The 22928-nt window shown below is 67.6% G+C and carries 19 protein-coding genes and 1 other RNA gene; 15 read left to right on the top strand and 5 right to left on the bottom strand.

All coding sequences use genetic code 11. The features are described from left to right. Positions 1-154: 154 nt before the first annotated feature. Positions 155-1834, bottom strand: coding sequence for a DUF6538 domain-containing protein (locus tag AC07UK_RS02980; protein WP_494685284.1), 1680 nt, complete (start codon positions 1832-1834; stop codon positions 155-157). Positions 1835-1932: 98 nt separating this feature from the next. After that, positions 1933-2031, bottom strand: an RNA gene (gene ffs / locus AC07UK_RS02975) — signal recognition particle sRNA small type. 167 nt (positions 2032-2198) lie between these two features. On the opposite strand from ffs, the gene AC07UK_RS02970 reads away from it, so the two are divergent. The 11 genes from AC07UK_RS02970 (at position 2199) to AC07UK_RS02920 (ending at position 15539) form a co-directional block, all read left to right on the top strand. Then, the gene (locus AC07UK_RS02970) at positions 2199-4682 is read left to right on the top strand and encodes an adenosylcobalamin-dependent ribonucleoside-diphosphate reductase (RefSeq protein WP_494685285.1); all 2484 of its coding nucleotides are present in this window, start codon (positions 2199-2201) and stop codon (positions 4680-4682) included. A 120-nt stretch (positions 4683-4802) separates the two neighbouring features. Further along, positions 4803-7133 carry a DNA polymerase III subunit gamma/tau gene (locus AC07UK_RS02965; protein WP_494685286.1) on the top strand — a complete coding sequence of 777 codons (2331 nt, stop codon included), beginning with the start codon at positions 4803-4805 and terminating at the stop codon, positions 7131-7133. Positions 7134-7202: 69 nt separating this feature from the next. Beyond that, the gene (locus tag AC07UK_RS02960; protein WP_013957243.1) at positions 7203-7535 is read left to right on the top strand and encodes a YbaB/EbfC family nucleoid-associated protein; all 333 of its coding nucleotides are present in this window, start codon (positions 7203-7205) and stop codon (positions 7533-7535) included. Between the two features lie 8 nt (positions 7536-7543). After that, a complete protein-coding gene (gene recR / locus AC07UK_RS02955; protein ID WP_013957242.1) occupies positions 7544-8158 on the top strand; it encodes a recombination mediator RecR in 615 nt (204 codons plus the stop codon). 76 nt (positions 8159-8234) lie between these two features. Then, positions 8235-9140: a LysR family transcriptional regulator gene (locus AC07UK_RS02950; RefSeq protein WP_010814256.1), complete on the top strand. Its 906-nt coding sequence runs from the start codon at positions 8235-8237 to the stop codon at positions 9138-9140. A 178-nt stretch (positions 9141-9318) separates the two neighbouring features. Beyond that, positions 9319-10515: a CaiB/BaiF CoA transferase family protein gene (locus AC07UK_RS02945; protein ID WP_013957240.1), complete on the top strand. Its 1197-nt coding sequence runs from the start codon at positions 9319-9321 to the stop codon at positions 10513-10515. Then, entirely contained in the window at positions 10512-11480 is a 969-nt protein-coding gene (locus AC07UK_RS02940; protein ID WP_494685287.1) for a hydroxymethylglutaryl-CoA lyase, read from the top strand. Before AC07UK_RS02945 ends, AC07UK_RS02940 begins: the two co-directional genes overlap by 4 nt. A gap of 48 nt (positions 11481-11528) precedes the next feature. Beyond that, entirely contained in the window at positions 11529-12545 is a 1017-nt protein-coding gene (locus tag AC07UK_RS02935; protein WP_494685288.1) for a Bug family tripartite tricarboxylate transporter substrate binding protein, read from the top strand. A 180-nt stretch (positions 12546-12725) separates the two neighbouring features. After that, the gene (locus AC07UK_RS02930) at positions 12726-13769 is read left to right on the top strand and encodes an ABC transporter substrate-binding protein (RefSeq protein WP_494685289.1); all 1044 of its coding nucleotides are present in this window, start codon (positions 12726-12728) and stop codon (positions 13767-13769) included. A 133-nt stretch (positions 13770-13902) separates the two neighbouring features. After that, entirely contained in the window at positions 13903-14715 is an 813-nt protein-coding gene (locus AC07UK_RS02925) for an ABC transporter ATP-binding protein (protein ID WP_494685290.1), read from the top strand. Positions 14716-14747: 32 nt separating this feature from the next. Then, positions 14748-15539 carry an ABC transporter permease gene (locus tag AC07UK_RS02920; protein WP_114132535.1) on the top strand — a complete coding sequence of 264 codons (792 nt, stop codon included), beginning with the start codon at positions 14748-14750 and terminating at the stop codon, positions 15537-15539. 62 nt (positions 15540-15601) lie between these two features. On the opposite strand, the gene AC07UK_RS02915 is transcribed toward AC07UK_RS02920, so the two are convergent. Both AC07UK_RS02915 and AC07UK_RS02910 read right to left on the bottom strand, forming a co-directional pair. Further along, the gene (locus tag AC07UK_RS02915) at positions 15602-17014 is read right to left on the bottom strand and encodes a sensor histidine kinase (protein ID WP_494685291.1); all 1413 of its coding nucleotides are present in this window, start codon (positions 17012-17014) and stop codon (positions 15602-15604) included. Further along, positions 17011-17685 carry a response regulator gene (locus tag AC07UK_RS02910; protein ID WP_013957233.1) on the bottom strand — a complete coding sequence of 225 codons (675 nt, stop codon included), beginning with the start codon at positions 17683-17685 and terminating at the stop codon, positions 17011-17013. Before AC07UK_RS02910 ends, AC07UK_RS02915 begins: the two co-directional genes overlap by 4 nt. A 220-nt stretch (positions 17686-17905) precedes the next feature. Here AC07UK_RS02910 and AC07UK_RS02905 point away from each other — a divergent pair, with 220 nt between their 5' ends. Then, positions 17906-18964, top strand: coding sequence for a porin (locus AC07UK_RS02905; protein WP_436222110.1), 1059 nt, complete (start codon positions 17906-17908; stop codon positions 18962-18964). Between the two features lie 196 nt (positions 18965-19160). On the opposite strand, the gene AC07UK_RS02900 is transcribed toward AC07UK_RS02905, so the two are convergent. Beyond that, positions 19161-20135, bottom strand: coding sequence for an NADPH:quinone oxidoreductase family protein (locus tag AC07UK_RS02900; RefSeq protein ID WP_010814246.1), 975 nt, complete (start codon positions 20133-20135; stop codon positions 19161-19163). Positions 20136-20342: 207 nt separating this feature from the next. Between AC07UK_RS02900 and surE the strand changes: the two genes are divergently transcribed. From surE to AC07UK_RS02885, 3 genes are read left to right on the top strand one after another with little or no spacing between them, the layout of a single operon-like run. Continuing rightward, positions 20343-21095: a 5'/3'-nucleotidase SurE gene (surE, locus tag AC07UK_RS02895; RefSeq protein WP_013957231.1), complete on the top strand. Its 753-nt coding sequence runs from the start codon at positions 20343-20345 to the stop codon at positions 21093-21095. Between the two features lie 28 nt (positions 21096-21123). Further along, entirely contained in the window at positions 21124-22044 is a 921-nt protein-coding gene (locus AC07UK_RS02890; protein WP_436222109.1) for a protein-L-isoaspartate(D-aspartate) O-methyltransferase, read from the top strand. A gap of 8 nt (positions 22045-22052) precedes the next feature. Then, positions 22053-22922, top strand: a complete 870-nt coding sequence (locus tag AC07UK_RS02885) for a peptidoglycan DD-metalloendopeptidase family protein (protein ID WP_436222108.1) — start codon at positions 22053-22055, stop codon at positions 22920-22922. The last annotated feature ends 6 nt before the right edge of the window (positions 22923-22928 follow it).

Below are 22928 nucleotides of genomic sequence, written 5' to 3'. Positions count from 1 at the left end.
ACGGGCGGGCCGGCGAAGAAGAGGCGGCGCTGAATGCTGTCGCCAGAGGCCATCAATTCATCAATGGCTCTAGGATCGTCTGAATGGTGGCTGAGATGGGCGAGGGCAGCCGCCGAGGGCGGGATCGATCCTGGAGCCACTGGTGGCTTTGCTGTCAGTGCTTGCCTTGGGGCTGGTACACCTTGTTCAGCACCAACCCGGGATAGGTGATCGCCTCCACAGCCGCTTGCAGAAGTGAGGGTGCATAGTGCCTGCCATACACCCTCGTCCCGACGCTGCCACCTACCTCATGCCCGGTAATTTGATCCTGCACCGGCTCAGCAATGCCAGCCTCAGTCATCTTGGGGCGCACTGTATGCCGGAAGCTATGGAAGTCTGGCACCACGCGCTCACTGCCGCCCATTTTCCGTGCCTCGCTAAACCACATCGAGAAGTTGCCACCGGGCTTGTCTTTACGGAATCTGAGGTCAGGCCACAGCCGCTCATGCCCAGCCTTCCGAGTTGCATCCACGTACTCAAGAAAGCCCAGTCTGACTAGCTCGCTGTGCATCGGAATGTCACGCACGCCTGCTGCTGTCTTGACGGTGGCGCCTTCGCCTTCCTCGTTGATGCTGATGAACGTCAGACCGTTACGCTCGAACACATCTGAAGGACGAAGCTGACAAAGCTCACTAATGCGTGCACCAGTGAACAGCCCAAGCAGCGGAATCCAATACGCGGCGTCCTTGCCGGCTCGCCATTGCTTCTCAGGTAGTTCGTAGCGGGTGAACAGTGGTTGAGAGAAGAAGGTCTTCAGCTCTTCCGGTGACCACGGCTTGCGCTTGTTCTCGGTGCGGGATTCGATGTTTAACCCTGCCCACGGATTCTTCGGGAGACATTCAAGGTCACGGCTGGCGTAGTTGAGCAAGCCTTGGATTGCCGTAAGCCTGTCGCTCTTCGTGCTGGACGCAAGCTTTTCCTTCAGAAGCCATGCCCGGAAGGCGTCTCCCATTGGCCGGGTGAGTTGCTCAAGAGGTGGATTGCCGGTCTGTCTCTCAAACATAGCCAGAGCGCGTTCGGTTGCAGCCACGGTGTCCTCTTTGCGAGGCTTGGATTCCTTCCAGCGTTCGAACACCTCCCGAAGCATGCATGGCTTCTTTGCGGCTTCAATGGCCTTGAGGTCTGGCAGGGGAGGGGTATCTACAACTTCCCCCTCATCCCGCTTCACCATCGCATCGGTGGTGTGCCTGATGGCTTTTGACACCTCCTGCAACGCTTCCTTGTAGCCGGGGGTGCTTTCGTCAAAGGTGATGCCTGCCTGTGCAGCGGCGCGCAGCATGGCCGGTGCAGCTTTGATGAGATTGCCGCGTGCCAAAGCTTTCCCGGCTTCTGCGTGGTGCTGCTGGTGCAGGTCTTCGAGCATGTCGGCAAGCGGGGCAGGCATCCCGCCAAACTTGCTTAGTGCCGCATCAGCGCCCGGCATGCCCATGCCCTGCATCCAGCGCAGTAGCCAAGCCTGATCTTCCGGTGTCGTGCGCAGTCGTTCATCGTCTGAGAGCGAGCCGTGTTGCACCTTCTCAGCAAAGAACTGCGCCATGGCTGGCGTGATAGCCGGAACCTTCAAGGGGTGCAGTTGGGCGCGTTGTACCTCGAATCGATCCAGCCATTCGGAGCGAAGCTGAGTCGCTTTCCGGCTAGCTTCCTTGAGGTCTGGCGTACCCAGTGAGCAATTCTCAGCCCAGTCCGACGAGTAGAGGTGCCGGAGGTCTTTAGGTGCCTTGATCTTCCATTGCCAGATGCTGCTACCCTTACGTTGGTAGACGCCGATGGCTTTTTTCATCTTGTCAGTGGTCATTGTCGGTTGCTCAAGTGACACACTGGGAGGACACGCTAGCTGGGATAAGTCCTTGATTTGCCTTAAGATATTGAGGCGTAAGGACATTAGGTGGGGAGGTGGACGAGCCTGACCCTCGGCACTGGCGGAAAACGGCTGTGGCTGCTTCGTTCCCGACCTGACCAGGTTGACCGCGCCACCATGCGAGGAGGCCCGTCCGAGCGGCATTGTACCCCAGACCGCGATACCGCGGAGAAATTGCGTTGAATGCCCTTTGCAGTGGTGGGTCATTGCCCGCGGCAAATGCATCGGCTTGATCTGGCGCAGGCAACGCGGGCCGCGGTGGCCCGACCATTCACCGACCCAGACCGTGGTGAGCCAATACATGAACGCAAACGACCAGATCATTCGCGGCGCCCTGGCGCCGCAGGAAATCTCCACCGAAGTCCTGATCGAGAAATACGCCAAGGGCGAAGAGCGCAGCATTGCCGATGTCAGGCAACGCGTGGCGCGCGCACTGGCGCAGGCCGAACCCGAGGACCAGCGCGAGGCCTGGAGCGCGCGCTTCCTGTGGGCGCAGGAAAACGGCTTCGTGCCGGCCGGGCGTATAAATTCGGCGGCGGGCACCGGCATCCAGGCCACGCTGATCAACTGCTTCGTGCAGCCGGTGGGCGATTCGGTGTCGGAGCCGCGCGAGGGCCGCCCCAGCATCTACGCGGCGGTGGCGCAGGCCGCCGAAACCATGCGCCGCGGCGGCGGCGTGGGCTATGACTTCTCGGCGATCCGACCGGCCGGCGCGCTGGTGCGGGCCACGCATTCGCGCGCCTCGGGGCCGGTGTCGTTCATGAGGGTGTTCGACGCATCCTGCGCCACGGTGGAATCCGCCGGCGCGCGCCGCGGCGCGCAGATGGGCGTGCTGCGCTGCGACCATCCCGATATCGAGAGCTTTATCCACGCCAAGGACAAGGGCGACCTCAGCAACTTCAATATCTCCATCGGCGTCACTGACGCCTTCATGCAGGCCGTGCAGGCCGACGGCGAGGTCGAACTGGTGCATGAGGCCGAGCCAGGCGCCGACATGATCGCCGCGGGCGCCTATCGCCGCGACGACGGCCAGTGGGTGTACCGGCGCGTGCCGGCGCGCAACCTGTGGGACCAGGTCATGCAGGCCACCTACGACCATGCCGAGCCGGGCATCCTGTTCCTGTCGCAGATCAACGCCGACAACAACCTTTATTACTGCGAGCGCATCGAGGCCACCAACCCCTGCGCCGAGCAGCCGCTGCCGTCCTATGGCTGCTGCTGCCTGGGCTCGATCAACCTGACGCGCTTCGTGCGCCAGCCGTTCTCGCCGCAGGCCGAATTCGATTTCGATGCCTTCGCCGAGGTTGTGCGCGTGGCCACGCGCATGCTCGACAACGTGCTCGACGTGACCTTCTGGCCGTTGCCCGAACAACAGGCCGAGGCCCACGCCAAGCGCCGCGTCGGGCTGGGCTTCCTGGGGCTGGGCAGCGCGCTGGTGATGCTGGGCCTGCGCTATGACGCCGAGCCGGCGCGGCAATTGGCGGCGCGGATCTCGGAACGCATGCGCGACGATGCCTACCTGGCGTCGACCGAACTGGCGGTGGAGAAGGGCGTTTTCCCCTTGTTCGATGCCAATGCCTACCTGCAGAGCGGATTTGCCGGGCGGCTGCCCGAACGCTTGCGCGATGCCATTGCGCGCAATGGGCTGCGCAATTCGCACCTGCTGTCGATCGCACCCACCGGCACCATCACGCTGGCCTTTGCCGACAATGCGTCCAATGGCATCGAGCCCGCCTTCTCGTGGACCTATAACCGCAAGAAGCGGATGCCGGACAACAGCTACCGCAGCTTCGAGGTGGCGGATCATGCCTGGCGGCTTTACCGTCACATGGGGGCCGACATGGCCCAGTTGCCGGATGCCTTCGTCACCGCGCTGCAGATGTCGGCGCTGGACCATATGCGGATGCTGGAAGCGGTGCAGCCGTATATCGACACCAGCATCAGCAAGACCGTCAACGTGCCGGAGGATTATCCGTACGAAGCCTTCCGCAACCTGTACCTGGAGGCCTGGAAGGCCGGCCTGAAGGGGCTAGCGACCTATCGCCCCAATTCGGTGCTGGGGGCCGTGCTGTCAGTAGAGGCGCCGGCGGCGGCGCCCGCTGCCGTGGCCGACGACAATCCGCTGGTGCGCCCCTTCGGCAGCCGGCCGGTGGGCGACCTGGAGGGGGTGACGTCCAAGGTCGAATACCTGACCTACGAAGGCCACAAGACCGTCTACCTGACTGTCAACTTCATGCGCGTCGCCGGCGTGGCCGACGGCAAGCCGGTGGAGATCGAGCGCCCGGTGGAGTTCTTCATGCCGGCGGGGCAGCGCAGCGAGGGCCAGCAGTGGATCACCTCGACCATGCGGCTGTTGTCGATGGTGGCGCGCTCGGGCGGCTCGGTCGCCAAGGCGCTGGCGGACATGCGCAACGTGGTGTGGGACAAGGGCACGGTGCGCTACGGCACGCTGGTGCGCCAGGACGGCACCGAGGTGCCGCGCTTCCATGACTCCGAAGTGGCCGCGCTCAGCTACGCGCTGCAGCGCATCCTGATCAAGCGCGGCTTCCTGGATGCCGAGGGCGGCCAGGTGCCGGTAGCGGCGCTGGCCGCCAGGCTGGCCCAGCGCGAGGGCGGGGCGCAGGCGCTGGATGCCGGGGTCGATCTCGCCAGCCAGGCCCGGGCCCCCGGCACCCCCGGTGTCGGCACCGGCAAGCCCTGCCCGGAGTGTGGCGCGCACGCCCTGCACAAGGTCGACGGCTGCGCCAAATGCGCCAATTGCGGCTACGTGGGCGAGTGCGGCTGAGCCCCGCCGCGGGCGGGTTGCGGCCACCGGGGCCGGCCCGCGCGGCGCGTGGCGAATAAAGACCGCGAGGTCGGGGCGGCGGCGGCCGGAGGGGGGCCGCCTTTTGCTACAATCGCCGCCATGAGTTATCAAGTTCTAGCGCGCAAATGGCGCCCCAGGGATTTCACCACGCTGGTCGGCCAGGAGCACGTGGTCCGCGCGCTCACGCACGCGCTGGAACAGCAGCGGCTGCACCATGCCTACCTGTTCACCGGCACGCGCGGGGTCGGCAAGACCACGCTGTCGCGGATCCTGGCCAAGGCCCTGAACTGCATCGGCCCTGACGGCACCGGCGGCATCACCGCCCAGCCGTGCGGGCAGTGCAAGGCCTGCCAGGAGATCGACAGCGGCCGCTTCGTCGACTACATCGAGATGGACGCCGCCTCCAACCGCGGCGTCGACGAGATGGCGCAGCTGCTGGACAAGGCGGTCTACGCCCCGACCTCCGGGCGCTTCAAGGTCTACATGATCGACGAAGTGCACATGCTGACCAACCACGCCTTCAACGCCATGCTGAAGACGCTGGAAGAGCCGCCCGGGCACGTCAAGTTCATCCTCGCCACCACCGACCCGCAGAAGATCCCGGTCACGGTGCTGTCGCGCTGCCTGCAGTTCAACCTCAAGCAGATGCCGCCGGGGCATATCGTCTCGCACCTGGACCATATCCTGGCGCAGGAAGGCATTGCCCACGACGGCAACGCGCTGCGGCTGCTGGCCCAGGCCGCGCACGGTTCGATGCGCGATGCGCTGTCGCTGACCGACCAGGCCATCGCCTACAGTGCGGGCCAGGTGTCGGAAGACGCGGTGCGCGGCATGCTGGGCGCGATCGACCAGGGCTACCTGGTGCAGTTGCTCGATGCGCTGGCCGCCGAAGACGGCGCCGCCATGCTGGCGATTGCCGATGCCATGGCCGACCGCAGCCTGTCGTTTGCCGGCGCGCTGCAGGATCTGGGCTCGCTGCTGCACAAGGTGGCGCTGGCGCAGGCCGTGCCGGCCTCGGTGCAGGACGAATGGCCCGAAGCCGACGAGGTGCGGCGCCTGGCCGGCGTGTTCGACGCGCAGGAAGTGCAGCTGTTCTACCAGATCGCCAACCTCGGCCGCAGCGAGCTGGCGCTCGCGCCGGACGAGTACGCCGGCTTCACCATGACGCTGCTGCGCATGCTGGCGTTCCGGCCGTCGTCTGAACCGGCCACGACGCAAGGTCAGGGCGGTGGTGCCGCGCCTGCACGCCAGCGCGGTTCCGCCGCGCCTGAAGCCGCGCAACCCGTTGATACCCGCTTTGCGACGGCTGCGGCCAATGCCGCCGGGCAGGCCAAGGCCGGTACTGCGGCGGCACCGATCCCTGCCCCTATGCCCGCACGGGCGGTACAGCCCGCGGTCGTGGCTGAACCCGCTGCGGCACCTGCCGCTGTCCCTGCATCCCCTGAAGCTGCGCCGGCACGCCCGGCCGCTGGCGGCGGCAACGGGGCCATGTCGCCCGCCGCCGCCGCGCTGGCCGCCGCCCGCCAGGGTTCCGCTGCCCGTGGCGGCGGCCGCAAGGCGCCGCCGCCGGCCATGCCGCCAGCGCCGGCTGCCGCGCAGCGCCCGCCGGCCCAACCCTTGCGCGCGCCCGGCGCCGCAGCCGTGAGCCGCCCGCCGGCACCGGTTGCGAAGGCGCCCATGCAGCCGCCAGTCCAGTCTCCGGCAGCGCCGGCACGGCCCGCCACGCCGCCCGCGGCGCGCCAGGCGGAGCCGGAATCCGTGCCGCCCTGGGAGTTGGCGGGTGGCAGCGATGTGCCGCCGTGGGAAGAGCTGCCGCCTGACCTGCCGGTCATCGGCCCCTACGACAGCGATCCCGGCTACCGCGACAACGGTTTCAACGAACCGCGTGCCGCCGCGCCGCGCAACGGCCCGGCCCGGCCGGGCCGCGCGCCCGCGCGCGAGGCCGAGCCGGCGCGCGAGGCCGCTCCCGTGCCGTCAGCCACGACGCCGGCAGAGTCCGCCAAATACGTCGCCCCGCGCCCGCCAGCAGCGGGCGAGGATGGCACCCCGCCGGCCTTCACCGGCGAATGGCCGGTGCTGGCCGCCGGCCTGCCCTTGAAGGGCCTGGCGCAGCAGCTGGCCTACCAGAGCGAACTGACCCAGGTGGTCGGACGTACCTTCCACCTGCGCATCCCGGTCGCGGCCCTGGGCGAGAACGGCGTGTCCGAGCGGCTGCAGCAGGCGCTGTGCGATCACTTCGGCGAGCCGGTGCGCGTGGTCTGCGAGGTGGGCGGGGTTTCCATCACCGCGGCGGCCGCCGATGCCGAGGCGCGCGCCGAGCGCCAGCGGCAGGCCGAGGCCGTGATCGAGGCCGATCCCTTTGTCCAGGGCCTGCTGCGCGATTTTGGCGGCCAGATCGTGCCGGGCTCGATCCAGCCGCGCGCCGCCTGATCCGCGGCCTGCGTTTGCTTTACCGAACTACTTCACCGAATTTCTTACCGAATCCAGGAGCATTCCATCATGATGAAAGGTCAACTCGCCGGGCTGATGAAGCAAGCCCAGCAGATGCAGGAGAACATGAAGAAGATGCAGGAGCAGCTGGCCCTGATCGAGGTCGAGGGCCAGTCCGGCGCCGGTCTCGTCAAGGTGGTCATGACCTGCAAGAACGACGTCAAGCGCGTCACCATCGACCCCAGCCTGCTGGCCGAGGGCGAAGACAAGGACCTGCTGGAAGACCTGGTCGCCGCCGCCTTCAATGACGCCGTACGCAAGGCCGAGGCCACCTCGCAGGAAAAGATGGGCTCGATGACCTCGGGCCTGCCGCTGCCCCCGGGCTTCAAGCTGCCGTTCTGAACGCCACTGTGAAGGCATCGTCCCCGACCTCGCTGCAGGCACTGGTCGAAGCGCTGCGGGTGCTGCCCGGCGTCGGGCCCAAGTCCGCCCAGCGCATGGCCTACCACCTGCTGCAGCATGACCGCGAGGGCGCGCGCAAGCTGGGCGATGCACTGCGCGGCGCGGCGGACCATATCCGCCATTGCCAGCGCTGCAACACCTTCACCGAGCAGGAGATCTGCGCGACCTGCCTGGACGACCGCCGCGACGCCTCGCTGCTGTGCGTGGTGGAAACCCCGGCCGACCAGGTCATGATCGAGCAGACCCTGACCTACCGCGGCAAGTACTTCGTGCTGATGGGCCGGCTCTCGCCGCTGGACGGCATCGGCCCGCGCGAGATCCATCTTGACCGGCTGCTCGCGCGCGCCACCGAGCCTGAGCTGGGCGGCCCGGTTGGCGAGGTCATCGTCGCCACCAACTTCACCAGCGAAGGCGAGGCCACCGCGCACTACATCGGCGAAATGCTCAAGGCGCGCGGCCTCAAGGTGTCGCGCCTGGCGCGCGGCGTGCCGGTGGGCGGCGAGCTGGAATACGTCGATGCCGGCACCATCGCCCGCGCAGTGATGGACCGCCGCAACCTCTGAGCCCGATCGCGCGGGGCTGGAACGCCCACGTGCCCGCGCGCCGATCACCGGATTCCTCCGCCTACCTGCCTGCCCCATGAACCTGGCCCGCTTCGATCTCGTCACGCTTGGCTTGTTCGTCGCCGTGGCCCGGCAGGGCAGCATTTCGGCCGGCGCGCGCCAGTCGCACCTGGCCGTGGCCGCCGCCAGCAAGCGCATCTCAGACCTGGAAACCGCAGTCGGCGCGCCGCTGTTCTTCCGCCATGCCGCCGGCGTGCAGCTGACCGAGGCCGGCCAGGCCTGCTTCCACCACGCCCTGACCATCCTGCAGGACGTAGAGCGTATGGCCGGCGTGATGTCGGACTACGCCTCGGGCGTGCGCGGGCAGGTGCGGGTGTGCGCCAACACCTCGGCGATCACGCAGTTCCTGCCCGACGACCTGGCGTCGTTCATGCAGCGCCATCCCACCATCCGCATCGAGCTGGAAGAGCAGAACAGCCGCGACATCGTCGCCGCGCTGGTCGAGAACCGCGCCGACGTGGGCATCTTTGCCGACCGCACGCCCGCGGCCGGGCTGATGACGATCGAGTACCGGCAGGACGAGCTGGTCATCATCACACCGCCCAATCACCCGCTGGCCGCGCGCGGCCCGGTGCACTATGCCGATACGCTGGAATTCGACTTCGTCAGCCTGCCGCAGGAAACCTCGCTGGCCGCGCGCCTGCTGGAAGAGAGCAGCCGGCTGGACCGGCCGTTCCGGCTGCGCATCCAGGTGCGCAGCTTCGACGCCATGTGCCGCATGGTGATGGCCGGTCTGGGCGTGGGCGTGCTGCCGCGCATCGCGGCCGAGCCGCACGTCAAGTCGATGGGGCTGTCGCTGGTGTCGCTGCAGGACGCCTGGGCGCGCCGCTCGCTGCTGATCGGGCTGCGCGACCCGGCCGGGCTGACGGTGTCGGCGCGGCTGCTGATCACCCACCTGTGCGGAGACCGGGCGCCGTTCTGACGCGCGCTTCCTAGGGGTTTCCCAGGGCCTTTCGCGTTCCAAGAAAGCCCGCTTCACCGATTGCCGATTCCTGGCAGGCCCCTGCTGGGGCACACTCCGTCCGAACGCAATGTATGGCACGCCAGTCATTGGTCTTGCCGCACTGCAACAAGACAGCCGCATCGCACGGAGACACCCCATGGCGCAACAGATCCTCGAGGGCATTCGCGTCCTCGAACTCGGACAACTCATCGCCGGCCCCTTCGCCGCCAAGACCCTGGCCGACTTTGGCGCCCACATCATCAAGGTGGAGCCGCCGGGGCAGGGCGACCCGCTGCGCAAATGGCGCATGCTGCATGAAGGCACCTCGGTCTGGTGGGAGGCCCAGTCGCGCAACAAGGAGTCGATCTGCATCGACCTGCGCCAGCCGGAAGGCCAGGCACTGGTGCGCAAGCTGGCCGCCGAGGCCGACGTGCTGATCGAGAACTTCCGCCCCGGCACCATGGAGAAGTGGGGCCTGGGCTGGGATGTGCTGCATGCCGACAACCCGCGCCTGATCATGCTGCGCGTGTCGGGCTACGGCCAGACCGGCCCGAAGAAGGATGAGCCCGGCTTTGCCGCCGTGGCCGAAGCCATGGCCGGCCTGCGCCACCTGACCGGCGAGCCCGGCCGCGCGCCGGTGCGCGCCGGGCTGTCGCTGGGCGACACCATCGCCGGTCTGCACGGCGCCATGGGCGTGCTGCTGGCGCTGTACCAGCGCGACGCGCGCGGCGGCGAAGGCCAGGTCATCGACGTGGCGCTGTACGAGTCGCTGTTCAACCTGAGCGAAAGCCTGCTGCCGGAATACTCGGCCTTCGGCGCGGTGCGCCAGCCCGCCGGCGGCGCGCTGCCGGGGATCGCGCCGTCCAACGCCTATCCCTGCGCCAGCGGCGAATACGTGCTGGTGGCGGCCAACGGCGACGCCATCTTCAAGCGCATGATGCTGGCCATCGGCCGGCCCGACCTGGCCGACGACCCGGCGCTGGCGCAGAACGATGGCCGCGTGAAGCGCGTCGACGAAATCGATGCCGCCATCGCCGACTGGACCCGCACGCAGACGGTGGACTCGGCGCTGGCGGTGCTGCGCGACGCGCAGGTGCCGTCGGGCCGCATCTATACCGTCAAGGATATTGCCGAAGACCCGCACTACCGCGCCCGCGGCGTGATCGAGTCGGTGACGTCGGCCGGTGGGCTCACGGTGGAAGTGCCGGGCGTGGTGCCCAAGCTGTCGGCCAGCCCGGGGGAAATCCATGACCGCGCGCCGACGCTGGGCGAGCATACCGATGCAGTGCTGAAGCAGGCAGGCTTCGATGACGCCGCCATCGCCGACCTGCGCGCGCGCAAGGTGATCGCATGAGCGCCGCCGCCAACCTGCGCGGCCCGGCACGCGTCGAAATCAATGAAGTCGCGCCGCGCGACGGCCTGCAGATCGAGCCGGAGGTGGTGCCGACGGATGCCAAGGTCGCCTTTCTCGACGCGCTGTCGGCCTGCGGCTTTGCCCGCATCGAAGCCACCTCTTTCACCTCGGCCCGCGCCATCCCGGCGCTGGCCGATGCCGAGGCGCTGATGCACCGCATGCAGCGCCACGCGGGCGTGCGCTACACCGCGCTGGTGCCCAACCTGCGCGGGCTGGAGCGCGCGCTGTCGTGCCGGCCGGATGAGGTCAACCTGGTGATGTCGGCCAGCGAGACGCACAACCGCGCCAACCTGCGCATGACGCGCCAGCAGTCACAGGACCAGCTGCTGGCGATGATCGAGGCGGCGGGCGCCGCCGGTGTGCCGGTCAACGTGTCGCTGTCGACGGTGTTCGGCTGCCCGTTCGAGGGCGAGGTCGATACCGGCGCGGTGATGGCACTGGCCACCCGCTTTGCCGAGGCCGGCGCGGCCGGCATCACGCTGTGCGACACCACCGGCATGGCCTACCCGAACCAGGTCGCGGCGCTGTGCGAGGCCTTCCAGGCCACGCTGCCCGATACCGGCCTGACCATCCACCTGCACAACACGCGCGGCATGGGCCTGGCCAATGCCCTGGTAGCCTGGCAGACCGGCGTGACGCGCTTCGACGCGGCCGCCGGCGGCCTGGGCGGCTGCCCGTACGCCCCCGGTGCCAGCGGCAACGTCAGCACCGAAGACCTGGTCCATATGTTCGACTGCATGGGCGTCGAGACCGGCGTCGACCTGGGCGCGCTGCTCGACGTGGTGGCCGGCATGCCGGCGCTGGTCGGGCGCGACATTCACAGCCAGCTGCTGAGCGCCGGCCCGCGCCTGCGCAAGCACCAGCCGCCGGCCTGGATGGCAGAGCATTTCGCCGGGCAGGCATAGCCGGCACCCAGACAAGAACAACACATCCAACAGATAACGGAGACCCTCATGAATCAAGCCCTTCAACGCAAGTCCGCCATGCCCGCACGGCGCAAGGCCGTAGCCGCCACGCTGGCGGCACTCGGTGTGGCATGGTTCGCGCCTGTCGCCCTGGCACAGGACGGTACTTATCCCACCCGTCCGGTGACGCTGGTGGTATCGGCCGCGGCCGGTGGCACCACCGACATCGCGGCGCGCATGATTGCGGAGCCGCTGTCCAAGGCACTTGGCCAGCCGGTGGTGGTGGACAACCGTCCCGGCGGCAACGGCAGCATCGCCGCGCAACTGGTGGCGCGGGCCAAGCCGGACGGCTACACGCTGATGCTGCAGTACTCGGGCTTCCACGTGATCACGCCGCTGCTGGTCAAGAACCTGTCGTGGGACCCGGTCAAGGACTTTGCGCCGGTGGCCAACATCCTGTCGGCGCCGCAGGTGCTGGTGGTGCGCCCGAGCCTGCCGGTCAAGTCGCTGAAGGAACTGGTGGCCTACGCCAAGGCCAATCCGGACAAGCTCAACTACGCCTCGTCGGGCAACGGCTCGCTGCAGCACGTCTCGACCGAGCTGCTGAACCAGATGGCCGGCACGAAAATCACGCACGTGCCCTACAAGGGCACCGGCCCGGCCATGACCGACCTGCTGGGCGGCTCGGTGGATCTGACCATCACCACGCCGCCGCCGCTGATGGCCCATATCGCCGCCGGCAAGCTGCGTCCGCTGGTGGTGACCAGCAAGACCCGCCTGCCCAGCCTGAAGGACGTGCCGTCGGCGCCCGAGGCCGGCTACCCCGACCTGGACGTGTCGTCATGGTTTGCGATGTACGCACCGGCCGGCACGCCCAAGCCGGTGATCGACAAGCTGACTGGCGAGATCGAGAAGATCATGCGTACTGAAGCCTTCCGCAAGAAGGCCGAGGACCTGGGCGCCGAGGCCAAGTACATGAACCCGCAGCAGCTGGGGCAGTACCAGAAGGCGGAGCTGGCGCGCTGGGGCAAGGTGATCAAGTCCGCCGACATCCACGCGGAATGATGGCGCGGGCTGCGGCAAGGTGATCGAAAGGTAAGGGCGTTATGCTGGCGGGTTTGCTAGGTGTTGATACCGATGCGGTGCATCGCACCGTCCGGTAGCATCGCAATTTGCCGCACCGCGGCGCGCCCCCATCGAGCGCATGTTGCCGCAGCGCCAGTCCACACGGGTAGGAGATCTCGCATGTATAACAAGAAATTCTGGAAGCAATTCCTGATCGCGCTGGCGCTGTTCCTGGCCGGCTGGTTCACCTTCGGCCAGGCGCAGGCGCAGGGCAAGCCCGAGAAGACCAAGGTCACCATCGCGGTGGGCGGCAAGAACCTGTTCTATTACCTGCCGCTGACCATTGCCGAGCGCCTCGGCTACTTCAAGGAAGAAGGGCTGGACGTCGAGATCGTCGACTTCGCCGGCGGCGCCAAGGCGCTGCAGGCCGTGGTGGGCGGCAGCGCCGACGTGGTCTCGGGCGCCTACGAGCACACCATCAACCTGCAGGCCAAGGGCCAGCGCTACCAGGAATTCGTTTTGCAGGGCCGCGCCCCGCAGATCGTGCTGGTGGTGTCGAACAAGACCATGCCCAACTTCAAGTCGATCGCCGACCTGAAGGGCAAGAAGATCGGCGTGACCGCGCCGGGCTCGTCGACCAACATGATGGCCAACTTCGTGCTGGCCAAGGCCGGACTGAAGCCGTCTGACGTGTCGTTCATCGGCGTGGGCGCCAGCGCCGGCGCGGTGGCGGCGATGCGTTCGGGCCAGATCGATGCGATGGCCAACCTGGACCCGGTGGTGTCGATGCTGACGCAGAAGAACGAAGTGCGCATCGCCTCGGACACCCGCACGCTCAAGGACACCCAGGCCGTGTTCGGCGGCAACATGCCGTCGGGCTGCCTGTATGCGTCGCAGGCGTTTATCCAGCAGAACGCCAACACCACGCAGGCGCTGACCAATGCCATGGTGCGCGCGCTCAAGTGGCTGCAGAAGGCGGGCCCGTCGGACATCGTCAAGACCGTGCCGGAAAGCTACCTGCTGGGTGACCGCGCGCTGTACCTGGCCGCGTGGGACAAGGTCAAGGAAGCGATCTCGCCGGACGGCACCATGCCGGCCGACGGCCCGCGCACCGCGTTCAACGCGCTGAGCCAGTTCGACGCCGAGCTCAAGGGCAAGCCGGTCAAGCTGGAAGAGACCTACACCAACGCTTTCGTGCAGAAGGCCAACGCCAAGTACAAGTAAGACCCTCGCCGTCGATGCCATCGGCCCGCTGTCCGCAGCGGGCCTTTGCTTTGAAACCTTGACGGCCAATCCATCATCACCCGCCCGCACCGCGCCCCCCGGCGCCGCCACGGCGGGACCGAGACGGTTCACCATGAGCACTCCCGCACTTTCCCTCGACAAGGTCACCTGCACCTTTGTCTCGCGCGATGACCGCAGCCAGCGCTATACCGCGGTTCAGGACGTCACGCTGTCGATCCAGCCCGGCGAATTCGTCTCCGTGGTCGGCCCCACCGGCTGCGGCAAGTCCACGTTGCTGAACGTTGGCGCCGGCCTGCTGGAACCCTCCAGCGGCGAGGTGCGCGTGTTCGGCGAACCCCTGCGCGGCATCAACCGGCGCGCCGGCTATATGTTCCAGACCGAGGCGCTGATGCCCTGGCGCAGCGCGCTGGACAACGTCGTTGCCGGCCAGGAGTTCCGCGGCGTGGCGCGCGCCGAGGCCGTGCAGCAGGGCGAGGAATGGCTGCGCCGCGTAGGCCTCGGCGGCTTTGGCGACCGCTACCCGCACCAGCTCTCGGGCGGCATGCGCAAGCGTGTCGCGCTGGCGCAGACGCTGGTGCTGGACCCGGACATCATCCTGATGGACGAACCGTTCTCGGCGCTGGATATCCAGACCCGCCAGCTGATGGAGAACGAGGTGCTGGAGCTGTGGGCCGCCAAGCGCAAGGCCGTGCTGTTCATCACCCACGACCTGGACGAGGCCATTGCCATGAGCGACCGCGTGGTGGTGCTGTCGGCCGGCCCGGGCACGCACCCGATCGGCGAGTTTGCCATCGACCTGCCGCGCCCGCGCGACGTGGCTGAGATCCGCAACCATCCGCGCTTTGTCGAACTGCACGCCGCGATCTGGGACGTGCTGCGCGAAGAAGTGCTCAAGGGCTATGCCCAGCAGCTCAAGGTGGCCTGAGCCTTCCCATCACAACAAGACCTGAATTCACGATGGCATTCCGTAACGACTCCAAGGGCATGCTGCGCGTCTGGCAGCTGCTCGTACTGGTGGTGATCCTCGGTGTGTGGCATATGGCCACGCGCTCGCAGCAGGTTGCCTTTTTCTTTGGTGAGCCGCTGATGGTGGCGCAGCGCATCTGGAGCTGGTTTATCGTCGAGCGCGATATCTACCTGCACCTGGGCGTGACGCTGATCGAAACCGTGCTGGCCTTCGGCATCGGCACGGTGGCGGGGCTGGGCGTGGGCCTGTGGCTGGCGCTGAGCCCGCTGACCTCCGCCATCCTCGACCCCTATGTCAAGGCCATGAACTCGATGCCGCGCGTGATCCTGGCACCGATCTTCGCGGTCTGGTTCGGCCTGGGCATCTGGTCGAAGGTGGCGCTGGCGGTGACGCTGGTGTTCTTTATCGTCTTCTTCAACGTCTACCAGGGCGTCAAGGAAGTGAGCCCGGTGGTGCTGGCCAACGCGCGCATGCTGGGCGCCAACCAGAAGCAGCTGCTGCGCCATGTCTACCTGCCCAGCGCCACCAGCTGGGTGTTCTCGTCGCTGCATACCTCGGTGGGCCTGGCCTTCGTGGGCGCGGTGGTGGGCGAATACCTGGGCTCGGCGCGCGGCGTGGGCTACCTGATCCTGCAGGCCGAAGGCACCTTCGACATCAATACCGTGTTTGCCGGCATCGTGGTGCTGACGGCGTTTGCGCTGGTGCTGGACTGGATGGTTGGCATGGGTGAGAAGCGGCTGATGAAGTGGCAGCCGCAGAGTGGGGAGACGGAGAAGCTTTGAACTGAAGCGCCGAAGCGAAGGGAAGGGCGGCTGCGGCCGCCCTTTTGCTTTGCCGGCAGCGCTCAGTCTGCGGCGCCTGCCTCAGGCGTATCAAAGCAGACCGATACGGTCAGCCCGCCTCCCGGCGTATCCCCCAGCACCACCGCTGCGCCATGCAGCCGTGCGATCTCGCGCACGATCGACAGCCCCAGCCCGGTGCCTTCCACGGCCTGTCCGCTCCCGCCGCGATAGAAGCGCCGGAACACCGCATCGCGCTCTGCCGGCGCAATGCCGGGGCCGTTGTCGATCACCTGCAGCCGCGGCACGCCGCCGTCCAGCGCCACGCGCACCGTGACCACTGCGCCATGTCCCGCATAGCGGATCGCATTGTCGATCAGGTTGCCCGTCAATTCCTGCAGCAGCTCGGCCTGCCCGGCGACCTCCACCGGCTCTTCCTGCTCGAAGCCCAGGTCGACCTCGCTGCCACGCGCCACCGGCGCCCAGTCCAGTGCCACGCCTTGCGCCAGCGCATCGAGTCGCAGCGGCCTGAGCTTGGGCATATAGCCCGCATCAGGCTCCAGCCGCGACAGCGACAGCAGCTGCTGCACGCCCTTGGAGGCATGGCGCACGGTGCCGTGCAGCAGCCGCATATGCTCGCGCACGCGTTCGCCGTCGCGCTCGCGCAGCGCCAGCTCGGACTGCGCCTGGATGATCGCCAGCGGCGTCTTGAGCTGGTGCGCGGCATCGGCGAAAAAGCGCTTGCGCGCCTGCACCATGCCGTGGAGCCGGTCCATGTACTGATTCAGTGCCTGTACCAGCGGCTTCATCTCGGCGGGCAGGTCCTTCTGCTCGATCGGGTCGAGCTGCGTGCCGCGTCGCGCCACCGTGTCCGACAGCCGGTTCAGCGGCCGCAGCCCGCGCCGCACGCCGAGCCAAACGATGCCCAGCGCCAGCGTCACCAGCATCAGCTCCTGCAGCAGCGAGCCGATCAGGATGTCGCGCGCCAGCAGCTGGCGCGGCTCGATGGTCTCGCCCACCAGCACCCACACCAGCCGCGTGCGCGCCGAGCCCACGTCGTGCACCGGCAGCGCCTGCGCCGCCATGCGCAGCGGGTGCTCGCGGAAGACGGTGTCGTAGAACTCGGTGCGGTACAGCCGCAGCGGTGCCTCGGCCGGCATCGGCAGGTCGTCGTAGCCGGTCACGGTGGCACCGTCCTCGTCGCGGATGCGGTAGAAGATGCGCGGGCCGGCCTGGTCGTCGAAGAGTTCCAGTGCCAGGTTGGGCACGTCGACCTGAAGCCGCCCCTCGCGCAGGCGGATGCCTTCGCGCATCGCGCGCAGCGACGCCTCCAGCGTGCGGTCGAAGGCGATATGCGCGGCCGACATGGCGCGCTCATAGGTCAGCCACGCATCGAAGGCGAGCAGGCCCATCAGCGGCAGCAGCAGCCATAGCGACAGCTGCAGGCGCAGGCTGGGCGCCTGTCGTGGGCGCTTCATGCCACCGGCCGCGCTTCGAGCAGGTATCCCAGCCCGCGCAGCGTGACGATGGCCACGCCGCTGCCGTCGAGCTTCTTGCGCAGCCGGTGTACGTAGATCTCGATCGCATCCGGGTTGACCGATTCGTCGATGCCGAAGATCTTCTCCGACAGCGCAGCCTTGTTCACCGCGCGGCCATCGCGCAGCAGCAGCACCTCCAGCACGGCGCGTTCGCGCCCGGTCAGCGGCAGCAACTCGCCGTGCAGCAGGACGGCACGGCTGACGCTGTCGTAGTGCAGCGGGCCGCAGGCGATCTGCGTGCTCTCATGCCCGTGGGCACGGCGGATCAGCGCGCGGGCGCGCGCTTCCAGTTCGGACAGGTCGAAGGGCTTGGCCAGGTAGTCGTCGGCGCCCAGGTCCAGGCCGCGCACGCGGTCTTCGACTGAGCCGTGCGCGGTCAGGATCAGCACCGGCAGCGGGTTGCGGCGCTGGCGCAGGCGGCGCAGCACTTCCAGGCCATCCAGTCCGGGCAGGCCCAGGTCCAGGATCAGCAGCGCGTAGTCCTGCGTGCTGAGCAGGTTGTCGGCGCTGCGGCCGTCGTGCATGCAGTCGACCGTGAAGCCGGCCTGGCCCAGGGCCTGGCTCAGGGAATTGGCCAGCATCACATTGTCTTCGGCAAGCAGGATACGCATGGGGCAGGGCAGTCAGGCGGCAATACGGAAAAACGGCCGGAACGGCCGAGGCCAGACAGATACAGGGAAGTGTGCCGGCTTAGAAGCTAGGGAAACCACCAACCCCGCAGCGGCGCCGCGCCCGCGAAAAGCCTGCATTCCGAAAGCGAACTGAAAGTGCGCGTCCCCTACCATCCGGCCGGCTAACGATTCACACAACAAGCACAAGCAAGGCGATAGCATGAAGCGTACGGCAATGGCATTCGCAGCGATGGGTCTGGCTGCAGCCGGGTCGGCATCCGCCCAATCGAGCGTGACGATGTATGGCCTAGTGGACGCCGGCATCGAATATGTCAGCCACGCGGGCCCGGACGGCTCGGCGGTCAAGCTGACCTCGGGCGGCAAGAACACCTCGCGCTGGGGCATCCGCGGCAGCGAAGACCTGGGCGGCGGCCTGAAGGCGATCTTCGCCCTGGAAAGCGGCATCGCCATCGACACCGGCAAGCTGGACACCGACAACACGCTGTTCGACCGCCGTGCCACGGTGGGCCTGGCAAGCCGCTACGGCCAGGTGGTGCTGGGTCGCACCTTCACCACGACCTACGACTTCATGCTGCCGTTCGACCCGATGGGCTACGCGCCAGCCTATTCGTGGGCCACCTCGTCGACCGCGACCGGCGGCCGCAAGGACGGCCTGTTCTCGCGTGCCTCGAACGCGGTCCGCTATGACGGCAGCTTCGGCGGCCTGAAGCTGGGCGCGACCGTGGCCATGGGCGAAGTGGCGGGGGACTTCAAGAGCTCGTCCAAGTACGCGCTGGGGGTGGGCTACAGTGCCGGCAACTTTGCCGCGGCCGCCACCTGGGACCGCCAGAACGGCGCCGGCAGCAGCACCACGCCGGCCGACAGCACCGACTACATCCAGGGCATCCATGCCGGCGCCAGCTATGACTTCGGCAACCTGACGCTGTTTGCCGGCTACCGCAACTACAAGCGCACCTTCACCACCGGCACGGCGACGGATCGCAGCGACATGTACTGGGGCGGCGCCAGCTATGACTTCACGCCGGCCTTCACGCTGTACGGCGCGGTCTACAAGCAGAACATCAAGGGCGGCAACAACGCCGACCCGATCCTGTTCTCGCTGCGCGGCCAGTACGCGCTGTCCAAGCGCACGGCGGCCTACCTGTCGGTGGGCTATGCCGATGCGCGCAACGGGCAGAACGTCAGCGTCTCGCGCGACCTGGTCGGCTTCGCCAACAACCAGACCGGCGTCATGGCCGGCCTGCAGCATCGCTTCTGAGGAAAGGGCGGCCTGAATGGCCGGAATGGCCTCATTGGCCTGGTGGGAACTGCCTGCCGCCTGGCGCATGGGTGTGCGCCATCCAGGGCGGCTGGCAGCTTGAGGCGCGTTGCCTCAGCCGGGCGCAGGGCGTAGCCGCACGTCTTGCGCCCTTCTTTTACCGGCGGGCAGAGCGCGCCGCCGGCGTGGGTGCCACTCAGGGCACGATCACGATCTTGCCCGTGACCTTGCGCGCTTCCATGTCCTTGAGCGCCTGCGGGGCCTGCTCCAGCGGATAGCGCGCCGAGATATGCGGGCGGATCTTGCCTTCCTTCATCCAGCCCAGCATCTGCGCCATATTGGCCTGGTTGGCCTTGGGCTCGCGCCGCACGAAGTCGCCCCAGAACACGCCCACCAGCGACGCGCCCTTGAGCAGCGCCAGGTTCAGCGGCAGCTTGGGGATCTCGCCATTGGCAAAGCCCACCACCAGGTAGCGGCCGCGCCAGCCGATCGAACGGAAGGCCGGTTCGGCATAGATGCCGCCCACCGGGTCGTAGATCACGTCCGGGCCCTTGCCGTCGGTCAGTGCCTTGATGCGCTCGCGCAGGTCTTCGGTGCTGTAGTTGATCAGTGCGTCGGCGCCGTGCTCCTTGCACACCGCCAGCTTCTCGTCGGTCGAGGCGGCGGCGATTACGCGCGCGCCGATGGCCTTGCCGATCTCGATCGCCGCCAGGCCCACGCCGCCGGCCGCGCCCAGCACCAGCATGGTCTGGCCGGCCTTCAGCTCGCCCCGGTCGATGACCGCGTGGTGCGAGGTGCCGTAGGTCAGCGTGAAGGCCGCCGCGGTCTCGAAGTCGATGCCGGGCGGCATCGGCACCACCGACGCCGCCGGCGCCTTGGCCTGGCTGGCGAACGCGCCGTTGCCCAGGTAGGCGATCACCTTGTCGCCGGGCTTGACGTGGGTGACGCCTTCGCCCACCGCATTGACCACGCCGGCCAGCTCCGAGCCCGGGCTGAACGGCAGGGCAGGCTTGGCCTGGTATTTGTTTTGGATGATGAGCACATCCGGGAAGTTGACGGCGGCCGCCTTGACGTCGATGACCACTTCGCCCTTGGCCGGCACCAGGTCGGGCAGGGTTTCGATGGTCAGCGAATCGGGCGGGCCCCAGGCTTTGCACAGTACGGCTTTCATCTTGTCTCCGGTGATGTTGGTGGCATTTCACGCCAGTCAAGCTTATGCGGGCGGGCAGGGCAAGTGTAGCGCAGAAATAGCACGGTCGTTCTGTTCCATGCCCAAGCGATGGAGGTGGTTATTTGCGGCCTGCATACAGCGTCAGAAACGTGCTTTCAGGGCGGCGCGCGGGCCGCTTGCGCGCGCGCGCTCAGGTACAATCGCGCCATGCATATCCTTCTCGCCAACGACGACGGTTATCTCGCGCCGGGACTGGCCGTTTTGCATGCCGCGCTCGCGCCGCTGGGCCGGATCACGGTCATCGCGCCGGAGCAGAACCATAGCGGTGCCTCCAACTCCCTGACCCTGCAGCGGCCGCTGTCGATCTACGAAGCGCGCGAAGGCGTGCAAAAAGGTTTTCGCTTCGTCAACGGAACGCCGACCGATTGCGTGCATATCGCGCTGACCGGCCTGCTGGAAGAGAAACCCGACCTGGTGGTGTCCGGCATCAACCAGGGACAGAACATGGGCGAAGACGTGCTGTACTCCGGCACCGTCGCCGCCGCCATCGAGGGCTACCTGCTGGGCATTCCGTCGATCGCCTTCTCGCAGGTGGACAAGGGCTGGGAGCACCTGGACGCCGCGGCACGCGTGGCGCGCACCGTGGTGGAGCGCATCATAGGCACGCCGCCGGCCGAGCCGTTCCTGCTCAACGTCAATATCCCGAACCTGCCGTTCGAACATATCAAGGGCTACCGCGCCACGCGCCTGGGCAAGCGTCATCCGTCGCAGCCGGTGATCACGCAGGTCAATCCGCGTGGCGACACCAACTACTGGATCGGCCCGGCGGGCGATGCGCGCGATGCCAGCGAGGGTACCGATTTCCATGCAACCGCGGCGGGCTATGTCTCGCTCACGCCGTTGCAGCTCGACCTGACGCACCGCGGGCAGCTCGACGCGCTCGACCAGTGGTTGAAGTAGGCCACCGATCCGCCGTGTCGCGCCCCCGATGAGTTCCACGCCCCGTCGCAACAAGTTTCCGCTGCCGCTCGATGCCGTAGTCGAGCGCAAGCCCGCACCGGCCCGCACTGCCGGCATGCCTGCCGTGGGCACGCCGCGGCCGGCCGCGCCCACGCCCACGCCAGCCAAGCCGGCCAAGCCGCGCCTGCCGCGCACCGCCGCACCGGCGCCCGCGCCGGTGCCTGCAAGTGCGGTCGAGCAACGCGCCTCGGCGGCCACCGCGGGCGGCGGCGGCATGGCCTCGGCGCGCGCGCGCGTGGCGCTGGCGGCGCGGCTGCGTGCCGCGGGCATCCGCGACGAGCGCGTGCTGTCGGCCATCGCCACCGTGCCACGCCACCTGTTCGTCGAGCCGGGACTGGCATCGCAGGCGTATGAGGACGCCGCGCTGCCGATTGGCCACCAGCAGACCATTTCCAAGCCGTCGGTGGTGGCGCGCATGATCGAGCTGCTGCGCGAGGGCCTGGCCGCCGACGCGCCGCTGGAGCGCGTGCTCGAGATCGGCACCGGCTGCGGCTACCAGGCCGCGGTGCTGAGCCAGGTGGCGCGCGAAGTCTTCTCGATCGAGCGCATCCGCCCGCTGCACGAGCAGGCCAAGGCGAACCTGCGGCCGCTGCGCGTGCCCAACCTGCGCCTGCACTACGGCGACGGCATGCTGGGGCTGCCCCAGGCGGCGCCGTTTTCGGCCATCATCCTGGCCGCGGCCGGCATGGAGGTGCCCGAGGCGCTGCTGGAGCAACTGGCCATCGGCGGGCGCCTGATCGCCCCGGTGGCGGTGATGCCGCCGGTGGGCGTGCCGGGCCAGACCGTCACGCAGCAGCTGTTGCTGATCGAGCGGCGCAACCGCCATCGCTTTCACAGAACCGCGCTTGAAGCCGTTTTCTTTGTGCCCTTAAAATCGGGCACCATCTGAGTCGAACTATGCACAACATCGTGAAATCGCAATATTTCGCACGCGCCGGACAACTTTTTGCGGCCTCGGCGCTGACGGCCCTGCTGGCCGCCTGCGCCAATTCGCCGATGCCGGCACCCGTGGTTGACCGTACCTCCACTTCCGGTACCACGGCCGCGACGCTGGAACCGGCGCCCCCCGGGTACTATCGGGTCAAGCGAGGCGATACCCTTTACCGTATCGCGCTGGAAAATGGCCAGTCGTATCGCGATGTGGCAACGTGGAACAATCTGAGCAATGTGAACCAGATCGAGGTCGGCCAGCTGCTGCGCATCGTGCCGCCGGGTGCCGACGTCAACACTGCGCCGGGCGTGGCCACCATGCCGGTGGCGCCGGGCACGGTGCAGGCGCAGCCGATCGACCAGGCCCGCCCGGCCGCCACGCCGGTGGCGCCGGCTGCGGCCGCTTCGGCGCCCGCGGCAACGCCCGCCGCTCCCGCCGCGCCCGCTACGGCCTCGGCACCGGTCGCCGATGGCGCGATGAAGCTGGCCTGGCCGGCAACCGGCCAGACGGTCGGGAAATTCGACGACAAGGGCAATAAAGGCATCGATATTGCGGGCAAGAAGGGCGATGCGGTGCTGGCCGCGGACGATGGCCGGGTGATTCACGTTGGCCCCTTGCGCGGCTACGGGAATCTTGTCATCATCAAACACAATGAGACATTTCTTACTGCTTACGGGCACAACGACAAGGTGCTCGTGGCTGAGCAATCCGCGGTCCGAAAGGGCCAGAAGATTGCGGAGATGGGCAACAGCGATACCGACCGGGTAAAGCTTCACTTCGAAGTTCGCAAGAACGGAAAACCGGTTGATCCGATGCGGTACCTGCCGCCACAGTGAGGGTTC

This window comes from Cupriavidus sp. GW821-FHT07C08 (assembly GCF_059419025.1).
Note: the sequence above shows the minus strand (reverse complement) of the source record. Positions and strands in the feature narration are given on the sequence as shown.

Coding starts and splice junctions, on each gene's coding strand:
- AC07UK_RS02980 (WP_494685284.1), bottom strand. CDS start 1,834: ATGACCACTGACAAGATGAAAAAAGCCATCGGCGTCTACCAACGTAAG.
- AC07UK_RS02970 (WP_494685285.1), top strand. CDS start 2,199: ATGAACGCAAACGACCAGATCATTCGCGGCGCCCTGGCGCCGCAGGAA.
- AC07UK_RS02965 (WP_494685286.1), top strand. CDS start 4,803: ATGAGTTATCAAGTTCTAGCGCGCAAATGGCGCCCCAGGGATTTCACC.
- AC07UK_RS02960 (WP_013957243.1), top strand. CDS start 7,203: ATGATGAAAGGTCAACTCGCCGGGCTGATGAAGCAAGCCCAGCAGATG.
- AC07UK_RS02950 (WP_010814256.1), top strand. CDS start 8,235: ATGAACCTGGCCCGCTTCGATCTCGTCACGCTTGGCTTGTTCGTCGCC.
- AC07UK_RS02945 (WP_013957240.1), top strand. CDS start 9,319: ATGGCGCAACAGATCCTCGAGGGCATTCGCGTCCTCGAACTCGGACAA.
- AC07UK_RS02940 (WP_494685287.1), top strand. CDS start 10,512: ATGAGCGCCGCCGCCAACCTGCGCGGCCCGGCACGCGTCGAAATCAAT.
- AC07UK_RS02935 (WP_494685288.1), top strand. CDS start 11,529: ATGAATCAAGCCCTTCAACGCAAGTCCGCCATGCCCGCACGGCGCAAG.
- AC07UK_RS02930 (WP_494685289.1), top strand. CDS start 12,726: ATGTATAACAAGAAATTCTGGAAGCAATTCCTGATCGCGCTGGCGCTG.
- AC07UK_RS02925 (WP_494685290.1), top strand. CDS start 13,903: ATGAGCACTCCCGCACTTTCCCTCGACAAGGTCACCTGCACCTTTGTC.
- AC07UK_RS02920 (WP_114132535.1), top strand. CDS start 14,748: ATGGCATTCCGTAACGACTCCAAGGGCATGCTGCGCGTCTGGCAGCTG.
- AC07UK_RS02915 (WP_494685291.1), bottom strand. CDS start 17,014: ATGAAGCGCCCACGACAGGCGCCCAGCCTGCGCCTGCAGCTGTCGCTA.
- AC07UK_RS02910 (WP_013957233.1), bottom strand. CDS start 17,685: ATGCGTATCCTGCTTGCCGAAGACAATGTGATGCTGGCCAATTCCCTG.
- AC07UK_RS02905 (WP_436222110.1), top strand. CDS start 17,906: ATGAAGCGTACGGCAATGGCATTCGCAGCGATGGGTCTGGCTGCAGCC.
- AC07UK_RS02900 (WP_010814246.1), bottom strand. CDS start 20,135: ATGAAAGCCGTACTGTGCAAAGCCTGGGGCCCGCCCGATTCGCTGACC.
- surE (WP_013957231.1), top strand. CDS start 20,343: ATGCATATCCTTCTCGCCAACGACGACGGTTATCTCGCGCCGGGACTG.
- AC07UK_RS02890 (WP_436222109.1), top strand. CDS start 21,124: ATGAGTTCCACGCCCCGTCGCAACAAGTTTCCGCTGCCGCTCGATGCC.
- AC07UK_RS02885 (WP_436222108.1), top strand. CDS start 22,053: ATGCACAACATCGTGAAATCGCAATATTTCGCACGCGCCGGACAACTT.